Origin of the sequence: Flavobacterium sp. UBA7680 (assembly GCF_002482975.1) — a bacterium.
Lineage (GTDB): Bacteria > Bacteroidota > Bacteroidia > Flavobacteriales > Flavobacteriaceae > Flavobacterium.
In genome coordinates this window covers 204,744-218,848 of record NZ_DLHA01000028.1, presented here as the reverse complement: position 1 = coordinate 218,848, position 14,105 = coordinate 204,744, and the positions used below count along the sequence as shown (strand labels likewise).

General features: G+C 34.1%; 14 protein-coding genes and 1 pseudogene. 10 read left to right on the top strand and 5 right to left on the bottom strand.

Annotation, left to right across the window (positions count from 1 at the left end):
• Positions 1–7: 7 nt before the first annotated feature.
• The 5 genes from B3C18_RS11515 (at position 8) to B3C18_RS11495 (ending at position 4,967) form a co-directional block, all read left to right on the top strand.
• Positions 8–907: an HlyD family secretion protein gene (locus B3C18_RS11515; RefSeq protein WP_291146781.1), complete on the top strand. Its 900-nt coding sequence runs from the start codon at positions 8–10 to the stop codon at positions 905–907.
• Positions 907–1,815 (top strand): ABC transporter ATP-binding protein, encoded by a 909-nt coding sequence (locus tag B3C18_RS11510; protein WP_291146778.1) that lies wholly within the window; start codon positions 907–909, stop codon positions 1,813–1,815. The genes B3C18_RS11515 and B3C18_RS11510 overlap by 1 nt, the downstream gene beginning before the upstream one ends.
• Positions 1,816–1,892: 77 nt before the next feature.
• Positions 1,893–2,633, top strand: a complete 741-nt coding sequence (locus B3C18_RS11505) for an ABC transporter ATP-binding protein (protein WP_180858153.1) — start codon at positions 1,893–1,895, stop codon at positions 2,631–2,633.
• Between the two features lie 112 nt (positions 2,634–2,745).
• The gene (locus tag B3C18_RS11500; protein ID WP_291146775.1) at positions 2,746–3,852 is read left to right on the top strand and encodes an ABC transporter permease; all 1,107 of its coding nucleotides are present in this window, start codon (positions 2,746–2,748) and stop codon (positions 3,850–3,852) included.
• Complete coding sequence (locus B3C18_RS11495) at positions 3,849–4,967, top strand: ABC transporter permease (RefSeq protein WP_291146773.1); 1,119 nt, start codon at positions 3,849–3,851, stop codon at positions 4,965–4,967. The genes B3C18_RS11500 and B3C18_RS11495 overlap by 4 nt, the downstream gene beginning before the upstream one ends.
• A gap of 55 nt (positions 4,968–5,022) precedes the next feature.
• On the opposite strand, the gene B3C18_RS11490 is transcribed toward B3C18_RS11495, so the two are convergent.
• From B3C18_RS11490 to B3C18_RS11470, 5 genes are all read right to left on the bottom strand, one after another.
• On the bottom strand, positions 5,023–5,814 hold the full coding sequence (locus B3C18_RS11490) for an SDR family NAD(P)-dependent oxidoreductase (RefSeq protein ID WP_291146771.1): 792 nt from the start codon (positions 5,812–5,814) through the stop codon (positions 5,023–5,025).
• A 49-nt stretch (positions 5,815–5,863) separates the two neighbouring features.
• Positions 5,864–6,445 (bottom strand): TetR/AcrR family transcriptional regulator, encoded by a 582-nt coding sequence (locus B3C18_RS11485; RefSeq protein ID WP_291146769.1) that lies wholly within the window; start codon positions 6,443–6,445, stop codon positions 5,864–5,866.
• A gap of 80 nt (positions 6,446–6,525) precedes the next feature.
• Complete coding sequence (locus B3C18_RS11480) at positions 6,526–7,440, bottom strand: AraC family transcriptional regulator (RefSeq protein ID WP_291146767.1); 915 nt, start codon at positions 7,438–7,440, stop codon at positions 6,526–6,528.
• Positions 7,441–7,457: 17 nt separating this feature from the next.
• On the bottom strand, positions 7,458–8,291 hold the full coding sequence (locus tag B3C18_RS11475; RefSeq protein WP_291146765.1) for an SDR family NAD(P)-dependent oxidoreductase: 834 nt from the start codon (positions 8,289–8,291) through the stop codon (positions 7,458–7,460).
• 62 nt (positions 8,292–8,353) lie between these two features.
• Positions 8,354–9,850 (bottom strand): PLP-dependent aminotransferase family protein, encoded by a 1,497-nt coding sequence (locus B3C18_RS11470; RefSeq protein ID WP_291146763.1) that lies wholly within the window; start codon positions 9,848–9,850, stop codon positions 8,354–8,356.
• Between the two features lie 67 nt (positions 9,851–9,917).
• Here B3C18_RS11470 and B3C18_RS11465 point away from each other — a divergent pair, with 67 nt between their 5' ends.
• The 5 genes and pseudogenes from B3C18_RS11465 to B3C18_RS26030 all read left to right on the top strand — a co-directional run bounded on the left by B3C18_RS11465 (position 9,918) and on the right by B3C18_RS26030 (position 14,070).
• Positions 9,918–11,783: a TonB-dependent receptor plug domain-containing protein gene (locus B3C18_RS11465; RefSeq protein WP_291146761.1), complete on the top strand. Its 1,866-nt coding sequence runs from the start codon at positions 9,918–9,920 to the stop codon at positions 11,781–11,783.
• Positions 11,784–11,980: 197 nt separating this feature from the next.
• Positions 11,981–12,358, top strand: a complete 378-nt coding sequence (locus tag B3C18_RS11460; protein ID WP_053474230.1) for a hypothetical protein — start codon at positions 11,981–11,983, stop codon at positions 12,356–12,358.
• A gap of 122 nt (positions 12,359–12,480) precedes the next feature.
• Positions 12,481–12,927: pseudogene (locus B3C18_RS11455) on the top strand (transposase); the annotation flags it as partial.
• A 136-nt stretch (positions 12,928–13,063) separates the two neighbouring features.
• Positions 13,064–13,867 carry a DUF2490 domain-containing protein gene (locus tag B3C18_RS11450; protein ID WP_291146758.1) on the top strand — a complete coding sequence of 268 codons (804 nt, stop codon included), beginning with the start codon at positions 13,064–13,066 and terminating at the stop codon, positions 13,865–13,867.
• A 113-nt stretch (positions 13,868–13,980) separates the two neighbouring features.
• Positions 13,981–14,070 carry a hypothetical protein gene (locus B3C18_RS26030; protein ID WP_414655348.1) on the top strand — a complete coding sequence of 30 codons (90 nt, stop codon included), beginning with the start codon at positions 13,981–13,983 and terminating at the stop codon, positions 14,068–14,070.
• The last annotated feature ends 35 nt before the right edge of the window (positions 14,071–14,105 follow it).

The following is a 14,105-nucleotide window of genomic DNA, read 5'->3' as shown; positions in this document are numbered from 1 at the left end:
GCATAAGATGAAAAAAATAGCATTTATAATAATAGCAGCAACAGCAATATCATGTTCTGATAATAAGAACGAATTTGATGCAACAGGAACTTTTGAAGCAGTAGAAACCATTATTCCGGCAGAAGCAGGCGGTATAATCAAAGAGTTAAAAGTTGAAGAAGGGAATATTTTAAAAGAAAACCAAGTCGTAGGTTATATTGATACGATACAGCTTTCGCTGAAACAAGATCAGCTTTTGGCACAAATTAAAGCAACGCAAAGTAAAAAGCCCGATATCAATTCGCAGTTAGATGTTTACAGAGAAGAACTGAAACAAGCAAAATTAGATCAGCAGCGTATGCAGAATCTGGTAAAAGCCGATGCCGCAACGAGAAAACAACTAGATGATGCAACGACAAAAGTTTCGGTTATTCAAAAACAAATTACCGCTTTACAAACCCAGCTTAATATTAGTACAACCGGAATCGACGATGAAACCCAAACCTTAAAAGTTCAGATAAGTCAAATTCAGGATCAGCTGGCTAAATCGAAAATTGTCAATAAAACGAACGGAACCGTTTTGACAAAATATGCTGAAGTAGGAGAGATGGCGACAATTGGTAAACCGCTTTATAAAATCGCCGATTTATCAACAATAAATTTAAGAGTTTATATTACCGGAGATCAATTGCCGGGCGTAAAATTAAACGACAATGTAAAAGTTTTTGTAGACGACACAAACAAAACTTATAAAGAATACAGCGGTGTTGTAGAATGGATTAGCGATAAAGCAGAGTTTACACCAAAAACAATTCAAACAAAAGACGAACGTGCCAATTTGGTTTACGCCGTTAAAGTGAGAGTTAAAAATGATGGTTATTTGAAAATTGGAATGTATGGCGAAATCAAACTCAAACTTTCAAAATAATGGAATCCGTTGTTGTAAAAAATATTATCAAAACCTACGGAAAGGAAAAAAAGGTCGCTGTAAATGATGTTTCATTTTCGGTAAACAAAGGCGAACTTTTTGGATTAATCGGTCCGGACGGCGCAGGAAAAACCAGTATTTTCAGAATTCTGACTACGGTTTTATTAGCAGATAGCGGTTCGGCTTCAATTGACGGACTGGATGTGGTAAAAGAATTTAAATCCATCAGAAATACAATTGGTTACATGCCAGGTAAATTCTCTTTGTATCAGGATTTAACGGTTGAAGAAAACCTGAATTTTTTCGCCACATTATTCGGAACTACGATTGAGGAAAATTACAATTTGATCAAAGATATTTATGTTCAGATTGAACCTTTTAAAACCCGAAGAGCAGGAAAATTATCAGGCGGAATGAAACAAAAACTGGCTTTATGCTGTGCCTTAATCCATAAACCAAATGTTTTGTTTCTGGACGAACCTACAACCGGAGTTGATCCTGTTTCCAGAAAGGAATTTTGGGAAATGCTCCAAAAACTGAAAAAACAGGATATTACCATTATTGTTTCGACTCCTTATATGGACGAAGCCAATCTTTGTGATCGAATTGCATTGATTCAGGACGGAAAAATTCTTTCAATTGACAGTCCAAAAAATATAATCAAGAATTATCCTGATACACTTTTTGCCATAAAAGCAGATAATATGTATTCACTTTTAAAAGCTTTGGCATTATATCCAAATCGGTTAATGAGTTATGCTTTTGGAGAATTTGCTCATTTTTCTTTCAAGGAAAATCCAAACAAAGCAGATTTATTACAGTTTTTGGAAACAAAAGGAATTAAAAATATAGAGATAAAAGAAGCTGCCGTAACGATTGAAGACAGCTTTATTAAGCTCTTAAGTTAAAATATTGCCAGGCTTAGAACTTTGTCAAAGTTTCAAACTTTGACAAAGTTTATACCAACGGTTTAAAACCAATTTTTATGAACGAGAAAGTAATTTCGTGCAAAGCATTAACCAAACGATTTGGAGATTTTACCGCCGTAGATGCCATCACTTTTGAAGTGGAAAAAGGAGAAATTTTTGGATTTCTCGGCGCAAACGGCGCAGGTAAAACAACCGCAATGAGAATGCTTTGCGGTTTATCGAACCCAACATCCGGAGAAGCAAAAATTGCAGGTTTTGATATTTATAAAGAAACCGAAAAAATAAAGAAAAGTATAGGATATATGAGTCAGAAATTCTCGTTGTACGATGATTTGACGGTTCAGGAAAATATCACCTTTTTTGCCGGAATTTATGGTTTAAGCGATAAAGCCATCAAAGAAAACAGCGCTGCACTTTTGAAACAATTAGGAATGGAAGATCAGGCAGACAAAAGAGTAAGTTCACTTCCGTTAGGATGGAAACAAAAACTGGCTTTTTCAACCGCGATTATTCATAAACCAGAGATTGTATTTCTGGATGAACCAACAGGCGGCGTCGATCCCGTAACGCGCAGACAATTTTGGGATTTGATTTATGAAGCATCCGGAAACGGAATTACCATTTTTGTAACCACACATTATATGGATGAAGCCGAATATTGTAATAGAGTTTCTATTATGGTTGATGGAAAAGTAGAAGCGCTCGATACGCCAACAAACCTAAAAAAACAATTTAGCGTAACCACAATGGATGAAGTATTTTATCATCTTGCCAGAGAAGCAAAACGCGGAGAATAGTATTCGTCCTGCAAGGTTTTTCAAAACCCTGTAGGTCTAACTTTAAAGCGTTGAAAATAATTATCAGACCTACAAGGTTTTAAAAACCTTGCAGGATAAAAAAAATCCGAATATGAAACAATTTCTAACATTCGTAAAAAAAGAATTTTTGCACGTACTGCGTGACAAAAAAACACTGCTCATTCTCTTTGGGATGCCAGTAGTGCAGATTCTTATTTTTGGTTTTGCTTTAACCAATGAAGTAAAAAACACCCAAATAGTGGTCGTTGATTATGCCAAAGATATTGCCTCACAAGAAATCATTACTAAAATAGAAGCAAGCCGTTATTTTGAAATCAGGAAAACCCTTGCCGGAAGCAAAGAACTGGAAGCCGCATTTAAAACCGGCGAAATAAAAATGGCAGTAATATTTCCGGAAGGATTTAATAACCAGCTTTTACATCAAAATAAAGCACAGATTCAGGTTTTGGCAGATGCATCAGATCCAAATAATGCGACAACTTTGACGAATTATGTTACATCGATTATAAACGATTATCAGGCAGATTTAAATCAGGAAAATGCAGTGCCGTTGCAGATAAAACCTGAAGTAAAAATGTTATACAATCCGCAGTTAAAAGGCGCGCCAAACTTTGTTCCCGGTGTTATGGCTTTGGTTTTAATGTTAGTCTGCGTGATGATGACGACAATTGCGATTGTAAAAGAAAAAGAAACCGGAACCATGGAAATTCTTTTGGTTTCGCCGTTTAAACCTTTAATGGTAATACTTTCAAAAGCAGTTCCGTATCTTTTACTTTCAATGGTAAATGTAGTTTCCATTTTATTATTGAGCGTATTTGTGCTCGATTTGCCAATTGCCGGAAACATACTTTTACTTTTTGCAGAAAGCACCTTGTTTATCATAACTTGTTTGACGTTAGGAATATTTATTTCGGTGAAAACAGATTCACAGCAAACCGCAATGTTGATTTCATTATTAGGAATGCTTTTGCCAACCTTACTTTTCAGCGGATTTATGTTTCCTATCGAAAATATGCCTTTGCCTTTGCAATGGTTTTCAAATGTTGTGCCTTCAAAATGGTATTACATTATCGTAAAAGGAATTATGATAAAAGGATTAGGATTTTCCTATGTCTGGAAAGAAACTTTAATCCTCTTCGGAATCACTATTTTCTTATTGATCATAAGCCTTAAAAGCTTTAAAATACGTTTGTCATGAGAATCATCAAATTTTTACTCATCAAAGAGTTCAAACAAATATTTCGTAATCGTGCCATTTTAGCCGTAATTATGGTAATGCCTGTTATGCAGCTTATTATTTTGCCGCTTGCCGCCAATTATGAAATCAAAAATATTAATCTGGCGGTGGTTGATAACGATCGATCTGATTATTCGAGAGATTTAATCAATCAGGTTATTGCTTCCGGTTATTTCAAATTGAGAACTTATAACGATTCTTATAAACAAGCATTCGCTCAATTAGAAGAAGATAATGCCGATTTAATTCTGGAAATTCCCCACGGTTTTGAACAAGATCTTATTAAAGAAAATAAACAGCAGCTTTTTATTGGAGTAAACGCCATTAACGGAACAAAAGCCGGATTAGGTGCCGGTTATATCAGCGATATTATTAGAGAATACAATAACGGATTGCGAAAAAAAATGAATGTTCCAACAAGTTTTAATGCAATGCCCGTAATCGAAATTACATCATCAAACTGGTACAATCCGCATTTAAATTACCAATTGTACATGGTTCCGGGAATTCTGGCTATTTTGGTTACTCTTGTTGGCGGTTTTCTTTCGGCATTAAATATTGTAAAAGAAAAAGAAGCCGGAACAATCGAACAGATTAATGTTTCTCCGGTCAAAAAATATCATTTTATTTTAGGGAAATTAATTCCGTTCTGGATTCTCGGCAATGTAGTTTTTACATTGGGATTATTAGTCGGCTGGATTTTTTACGGAATAATTCCAGTCGGAAATCTGTTGGTTTTATACGCTTTTATCGCCGTTTATTTATTGGCTATTTTAGGTTTCGGATTATTGGTTTCCACAATCTGCGACACGCAGCAGCAAGCGATGCTTATTATGTTCTTTTTTGTCATGATTTTTGTTTTAATGGGCGGTTTATTTACGCCAATTGACAGTATGCCGGATTGGGCAAAAACCGTTTCAAAATTCAACCCCATAAGTTATTTTATTGATGTAATGCGAATGGTTGTTATAAAAGGAAGCGGTTTTAAAGATGTACAAAAACATATTTTAGTCATTATAGGTTTTGCTATTGTTTTGAATATTGCCGCCGTTTTAAATTATAGAAAAACATCTTAAATAAATTAAAAACTAAAGCCTTGATTTTAATAGTCAAGGCTTTAGAATATTTCAATTAAACAGTTTTTAAAACCCCGCCATCAGCGCGTAAACAAGAACCATTTGTTGCGATAGAAAGCGGACTTGAAAGATAAGCCGCAAGAGAAGCAATTTCGTCTGGATTAATAAAACGCTGTAGTAAAGAATCCGGATTTGTCTGCTGAATAATAGCACTTTTCATTTGCTCGACTTCTATATTTTGCAAAGAAGCAATATGTTCAATGGTAGCCGCAACGCCGTCAGAATATGTCGGACCGCCTAAAATCGTATTTACTGTAACTTCTGTTCCTTTTGTTAATTTAGAAAGGCCATTGCTTACAGCCATCATAGCCGCTTTTGTCATTCCGTAATGAATCATATTTCCGGGAATATTCACTCCAGATTCACTGCTGATAAAAATAATTCGCCCTGAATTTTTCTTCAGCATTTGAGGTAAAAGTTTTTGAGAAAGAAGAATACAGCTCATTACATTAATATCAAAAATTCGGTACCAATCTTCCTCTTCAATATCTTCAAAAGCTTTTAATTCAAAAACGCCGACATTATTAATTAAGATATCGATATTGTCTAATTTGCTCAATAAATCTGCAACTTCTTCTTTATTGCTAAAATCAGCTATTATTCCAGAAATAATTGCATCAGGAAATTCGGTTTTTAATTTTTGAACGGCAAGGTTCGTCTTTTCTTCATTTCTTCCGTTAATGATAACTTCTGCTTTTTCATTTAATAACTGCTGTGCAATTGCAAAACCAATTCCCTGAGTCGAACCGCTTATAAAAGCCTTTTTTCCTTCTAATTTTAAATTCATTTTTATTGTTTTAATTTTGTAATGATTGATACATAAATAGTCAAAAAAATTAGCTGAGAACAGCTAATTGCATTTCGATTTGATTTTTTAAGACATTTTTGTCGGGATACATTCGGCGAAGTGTATTCAATCCGCACCAAAAAGTGATCAAATATTTCCCTAATATTTCGGGAGCCGTTTTTGTTTTCAAAGTTCCGTTTGCCTGTTCCTCTTTTATTGCCTGCGTGAACATTTCTTCGACTTCTTTTAAAATCTGCACGGCATTGGCTTCCAGTTTTTCATCAATAAAAGTCATTTCAACAACCGTATTAGCAATGATACAGCCTTTAAGATGCTCGTTTTCATCCGCGGAAGCGATACTTCTAAAAAAATCTTTAATTAATTTTAAAGGCGAATCGCTTTTGCTTAATTCACTTTTAAAAGCGTCAAAAGCAAGTCTGCGTTCTTCAATAGCTTTTTGAAAAACCTCTTTTTTACCGCCTTTAAACGTATTATAAAAACTTCCGGCTCCGGCTCCGGTCGCTTTTTGCAAGTCGCTCAATGAAGTAGCGCTGTATCCTTTTTGCCAAAAAACTTCCTGAGCTTTCTTTATAATATTAGCATCTTCGTAAATTGTCGGTCTTCCTCGCATCGCAGATTTATTTTGTAATGATCGGTACAAAATTATGTAAAAAATAAGTTGGATTCAAAATTTTGATTGATTTTTTAAAATCAGTTAAGAGATTTTTTGAACTGAAGCGGTGTTAAATTGGTTTTCTTTTTAAAGAGTTTGCTAAACGACTGCGAATATTCGAAACCTAATGAAAAGGCAATTTCATTGACACTTAAACTGGTTGTCGAAAGCAATTGTTTTGATTTTTCAATAATATGATTTTGAATGTATTGCTGCGTATTTAACCCCGTAATATTTCGAAGTAAATCGGTTAAATAACTGGCAGAAATATTTAATTCCTGCGATAAGTACTGCACCGTTGGAAGTCCTTTTACAACAGGATTTTCTTTCTCAAAATAATCAAATAATAAGCCCTCTAATTTGCTTAATAAATCGTGGGCAGCAGTTTTTCGGGTAATAAACTGTCTGCCGTAAAATCGGTTAATATAATTAAGAATCAAGTCAAGATGCGCCACAATCAAATCCTGGCTGTAATGATCAATATTGTTTTTCAATTCGTCCTGCATTTGTTTTAAAAGGCCTGAAATAATTACATCTTCCTTATCAGAAAGATGTAATGCCTCTGCAATGGAGTAGGAAAAAAATCCGTAATTGTTAATCGTTTTTCCTAAAGGATAATTTCGAATTAAATCAGCTTTAAAAACCAGCATAAAACCCGTAACAGGATTATCATTCGTCTGTGTAACCGAAAATATCTGATCTGGTTTTGTGAGCGTTATCATTCCTTCATCAAAATCATAATCACGCTGGCCGTATTTAAATTTTCCGTTAACGCCTTTTTTCAAAGTAATACAGTAAAAATCATTCGAAAAATGTTCCCAGATATCGCTGTGTTTATAACTCAGTAAAGCAAAATCAATGACGCTGACCAAAGGATGATCTGGTTTAGAGAGTGCAAATAACTGATGCAGTTCTGAAATACTTTTGATTTTATGTGGAACCGATTTTTTCATCTAAACAAATTTACAAATTAATCGAAATTAGTCGCGAATGAAAGATGTTTCCATAATTCCATTTCTTCGGCTTCGGTTTTTCGATGCTCGATAATCGAATTATAGCTGTCATTCCCTAAAGGAAGATGTACGGGCGGATTTTCTAAATTCGTAATATCAATTAATATTTTAACCAGTTTCTTTGGGTCGCCGGGCTGGTTTCCGTCAAAACTTTTCAGCATATTTACGTGTTGCTCTACATTATAAACGTCAATTTTATTTTTGGCCTGCGCCAAAGTGCTGTCGCTCATAAAACTCGTTCTAAACATTCCCGGGGCAACCGCAGTAATTTTGATGTTGAATTGTTTTGCTTCTTGCGCCAAAGCTTCAGAAAGTCCGATAACGGCAAATTTTGCAGCATTATAACTTCCCGTATTCGCGTAACCAATATAGCCCATATTAGAAGCAATATTTAAAATATGTCCTGATTTTTGCTGACGCAGAAACGGCATCACATTTCGAATCACATTTACGGTTCCGAATAAATTGACATCGATTGTTTTACGGAATTCTTCGTTGCTTATTTCTTCCATACTTCCCACTAAATAATAACCCGCATTATTCAGGACAACATCAATTTTTCCGAAAGTATCAATTGTAGTTTGAATCACGTTTTTTACTTCTCCATCATTGGTAATATCAAGCTGAAGCGGAAGAAAGTTTTCGTTTTGATTTCCAATTTGATCGATTAATTCTTTTAAATTTCGGGAAGTTGCGGCTACTTTATCGCCATTTTTTAAAACTGCATTTACAGCTTCAAGTCCCATTCCTTTTGAAGCTCCGGTTATAAACCATACTTTTTGACTGCTCATAATTTTTGTGTTTAATTATAAAGCAAAATTCAAAAAAGAATAACTTTAAAAAGTGTTCAAATTCAGGACTTTTGTGTTCCAATCGCTTCAATTGACAGGCATAAAATAGAAACCGCTTTTTCCATTTCTTCTTTTTCTAAATGTCCAAAACCTAATCTTGTGGCGGTTACATCTTTGGTTTGGTATAAAATAGTTTTAGGCAGAAATAAATCATTTTTAACACATTCTTTTTGCAGTGTAATCAAATTGAATTTGTCAAGCCATTCAATCCAAACCGCCAAACCTCGTGCAGGAACTTTAAATTTAATTTTGCCTTTCAGTTTTTCATTCAATAAGGAAACAAAATAATCACGGCGTTCTTTATAGATTTTTTTATTTTTCTTCGAAAGACGATGCACTTCGCCTTCGTTAATCCATTCGGTTAAAACCTGTTCTTTTAAAACATCAATTCCGGGTTCCAGAATGTTTTGGTGTTTTTCTAATTCAGAAATAAATTCGGGCGGAGCGGCCACAAAACCATAACTAAATCCAGACGGAAGCGATCTTCCAAATGACCCAATATAAACCACTTTTTGATTGGAATCAAAAGCGGCTAAAGGCAAAATAGGATTATTATCGTAATGAAAATCAAAATCGTAATCGTCTTCCAGAATCACAAATCCGTATTGATTGGCAAGTTCCAATAATTCCTTTCTTCTTTTGGCACTTAAAGAAATTGTCGTTGGATAATTATAATTGGAAGTCAGATATAAAACCCTGATTTTGGTTTCTTCGCAAATTTCTTTTAAACGAATGGTATCAATTCCGTCCTGATCAACGGGAATCGTAATAATCTGAGCTCCGGTATTCGTCAAAGTCATATTCGAAATATAATATCCCGGAGAAGCGACAACGACTTTATCGCCCGGAGAAATCAATACTTTTGTAACCAGATACAAACTAATTTCATGGCTGCTTGTCGTCAATAAATCTGCGGTAGAAATTCGCAAACCACGCGTAAGATTCAGGTAATTAGAGAAATGCGTTTTAAAATTCAAATGTGACCTAATTTGAATTTGTTCGTATGTTTTGGATGTTTTCTGTCTTTTTAATTTTGAAACATAAAGTCTTGCCAAAATATCATTTTGAACCAGCCTTAAATCGGGCATTCCGTCATTAAACTGATACGGAAGATTACTGGTTTCGGTAGGATTTTCAAGAATGGTAGAACGTTTGAATTCAAAACCAATATTGATTTCCTGCGTTTTATTTTCCTTTGGAACTATAAATTCGGCGTTACTTTTTTCTTTGTGCTGAGAAAGGATAAAAGTTCCTTTATTTGGAAGCGTTTCAATCCAGCCCTGAGATTCTAAATCCTGAAAAGCCTTTATTAAAGTGTTTCTATTTACGGCTAAAAGTTTACATAAAATGCGTGTTCCCGGAAGTTTTGTTCCTTCTGGAAGAAATCCCGTTTGTATCGCTTTTATAAATTCAAAAACGATTTGCAGGTAAATTGCCGTGCTTTCTTCTGGCTTTAGCCGAATAAAACTTTTAAAAGGAATTTGAACCGGACCACTCATAATTACAAAACTGGTATACTTGATTAGTACGGCAAGGTACTACTTTTGCAAAAAAATTAAAACCAGAATGAAAAAAATCTATTTTGCTGTTACAGCATTAATATGTACCAACTTTTATGCCCAGACAAAAAAGGATTCGATTATAGAAATTGATGAGGTAATTATTCATGAAAACCGATTAAGCACGCCAATTTCAAAACAAAACAGAAACGTTTATGTTATTAGTAACGAAACGATTAAGAAATTACCGGGAAGGACGCTTCAGGAAGTTTTGCAATATGCAAACGGAGTTGATATTAGACAAAGAGGACCTTTTGGAGGACAGGCTGATATAAGTGTAGACGGAGGAAGTTTTGAGCAGACTGTTGTTTTGTTAAATGGTGCGAAAATAATTGACTCTCAAACGGCTCACAATATGCTTAATCTGCCCCTTCCGGTTGAAGCAATTGAAAGAATCGAAATTTTGCGTGGTCCGGCGGCAAGAATCTTCGGAATCAACAGTTTAACAGGAGCGATCAATATTATTACTAAAAAGCCAACAAAATCAGGAGTTTTATTAAGTACTTATGCAGGTTCTAATTTTGAGAAAGATTCTGATGATTCTGGAGATACATTTTTTGGAACCGGAGTTCAGGTTGGAGCTGTTTTAGGAAAAGAAAAACACCAGCATTCTATTTTTGCATCACACGATAAAAGCAACGGATACCGCTATAATACAGGTTTTGAAAACAATAAAATCTTGTATCAGGGAAATGTTCAGGTTAACGATTCGAACGAAATTTTAGGTTCGTTTGGTTATGTAAACAACGGATTTGGAGCCAACGGATTTTATGCTGCACCAGGCGATAAAAATTCTACGGAAGTGGTACAGACAACTTTTGCTAATATTCAGTCGAAACATTCTATTACGGAAAACTGGAAAATTATGCCAAGAGTAACATACAGATACAATTATGACGATTATCGATATTTAGGGAATAATAACCTGAATGTTGGAAGAAGTCAGCATTATACTAATTCTATTGCGGCAGAATTAAACTCTTCTATCAAAACGGAAAAAGGTGAAATTGGTTTTGGTGCCGAATTCAGAAACGAAGATATTCATTCTTCAAATATAGGGGATCACGATCGTGAAAATGTGGGGATTTATGCAGAATACAAAACATATTTGTTTGAAAAACTGAACGTGAATTTAGGAACTTATTTAAATTATAATTCAGATTATAAATGGCAGATTTATCCAGGGCTTGATGCAAGTTACGAGTTGACAGACGAGTTTAAGGTTATTGCTAATGTGGGGACTAGTCAAAGGATTCCTTCGTTTACAGACTTGTACTTGAATCAGCGTCCGGGAAATATTGGAAATCCTGATTTGGAATCAGAAAATGCTTTTCAAAGTGAATTTGGGTTTAAATTCAACAGAAAATCTTTAAACTTAAATGTGAATTATTTCTACAGAGAAATAAGCAATTACATTGATTGGACAAGAATGGTAACAACGGTGCCGTGGCAAAGTCAAAACTATGGTGATTTAATTACAAACGGAATCAATATGCGCGGATCGTACAGATTTGATCTTTCTGATGCTTCAAAATTAAATTTCACTTTAGGTTATTCTTACTTATATTCTAAATTTAAAGATACCCGCGAAGAACCGTATTCTAAATATCTGATTTCGTCTTTAAAACATCAGGTAACCAATACGATAGATTTCCAGCATAAAGATTTCTCCGTTTTACTGGCAACTCGTTTTAACGAAAGAGTTACCGGAGCTTCTTACTGGATTAACGACGTTAGAGTTAGTCAGTCCATTAAAAAGTTTACCATTTTTATTGATGCACAAAACATTTTCAATACTACTTATTATGAAATTGGAGCATTTCCTTTGCCGGCAAGATGGTTCAGTTTAGGTGCAAAATTTGTTACTTTTTAAATACAAAGGTTAGTTATTAAAAGGGGAAAGGTATTCGATATCTTTCCCCTTTTTTGTATCATTTTTCTATTGTAAAAAAGTAAGAAAAAAAATAAAAAAAGGTATGTATTGCGGATAATTAAATAAAATCAGATCTATAAATTTGTGTCAAGTACCACAAGAAATAACATTTTAGAATCCTATTAAACCCAAAACATATGTCTGATTTTTTAAAACAATTCGGAGAAGATCTTAAAAAGAACGTACCTGGTTTTATCGCAGTTTCTGTAGCAGAAATCAAAAGCGGAATGTCTTATTATTCACAATCAGCTTTTAGCGATTTTGATCCGGAATTAGCATCTGCCTATAATCTTGAAGTCGTCAAAGCAGAAATGAATGCCATAAGAGCTTTAAAATTACAAGGTCAGGTTGTTGACAACGTTATGATTACACTTACTTCTCAAATTCATATTATTGACGTTTCTGATAACGGAGAGTATTTTATTTATTTAGCAGTAGATTCGACCAAAGCCAATTTAGGTATGACAAAATCTATTTTGAATAAGTATAAAAAAGAAATAGCGCACAAACTGTAACTGCATTTTTTTATAATTTTAAAAGAGGATTTTCTAATTTGAATTTCCTCTTTTTTATTGAAAATCGTTTTTTGCAAGCAAAGATTTATTTTATATTTAGTTTCTGAAAAGAGATTTTTATAATGGAATTACGGCAATATTTCGAAAAATACAATGACGAGGAAACCTGCATTGAGGAATTCAAAAACAAACGACTGGAAAATGGTTTGGTTTGTAAAAAGTGCGGACATAATTCACATTCTTTTCGAACAGTCGATTTAAAATTTCAATGTAAAAAATGCAAAAACAGAATCAGTCTTCGGTCTGGAACCGTGATGGAAAACTCCAATTTGCCCTTTAGATACTGGATGATTTGTATCGAATTAATGACACTTTCTAAAAAGAAATTCTCCATTTTACAACTGCAATATTTATTAGGCCATAAACGCTACGAACCTATTTGGTTGATGGTTCAAAAAATTCGTTTGGTCATGCACGAACGGGACGAAAAATATACTTTGCGTGCCTATTCTGAATTTGATTCAGAATTTTTGAGAGAAATTGAAAAACTCACTTTTTCAAAAAAGAAATAAAAACCTTCTGAAAAAATTGGTTTCATATTATAATCTGCAACCTTAAATTTTTAAACATAATATATTGAGCTTTTATCTTTGTTATACTGCTGGTTTAGAAACTTTTTCTTTATAAACAGGTAAACTGAGATTTATGAGCACAATTAAAAAAAGTTTTATCATATTCTTTTGTCTCATTGCGATACAAATTGTAAAAGCACAAGATGCTCCGTATTCCATTGGTTTTATTCCTGCATCAATTGAAGAAGGAGATATTGCTTTCCCGATTTATGAAAAATGGCATTTGAGCGGACAGGCAGATTTTCAATTGGTTACACAAGGTGCTTATACAAATGGAAATCCTTTTGCTTATACGCAGCGTGTTGTAGTTAGGCCGTGGCTTATTTATTCCGGATTTAAAAATATAAAATTGTGGCTGGGTTATGCACACAATCAAAAATATGCTGTAGAAGAAGCCGGAAATTATGAAACCTTAGAAAACAGGCTTATTGTAATGGGAACTTTTTCTCAGGATATGCCAAAAGGATCCATTTTTGAACAAGTGCGTTTTGAAACCAAATTTTTTGACGACAGAAACGGAGTTCCGCAGACAATTCCACGATTAAGAGCAAGATTTGGTGTGAATCACTTTCTGCGTCAAACCAAAGAAAAGCCTTTATTTTTGGCACCAAACATTGGCTATTATACAGAATTGATGCTAAAGTTTGCTTCAAAAGATTATGCCGAAGAGCATTTCGATCTCTTCAGATTATCAGTTTATTACACTGCCGGTATAACACCCAATATCCATTTTTTGGCGGGAATTATTGGTCAGATGCAGCTGCGTGCCAACGGAAATCAATTTGATGTGTATTACGGTCCAATGGTTTCCGTAAAATACAGCATAAAACCTAAAGAAAGAGAAACTTTTGACAGCGTCGACGGCGGTGCTGATTAAATTTAGTTTACCTGCCGAAAAAACTACTTTATTTTTTTATAAACTTAATTTTACACCAAAATCTGGCGCAAAGATAGAACCCGAAAAAAATGGTGTAGGATAATGATAAACAAATTAATGTAAGTTCTTTTGTAAAAGGATTATACGTTATAAATATTGTAACTGACAAAGCTAGTTACGTACAGAAATTTATTGAGAATTAATTTTTATATACTTTAAAAAGCCCCTTTATCAATTT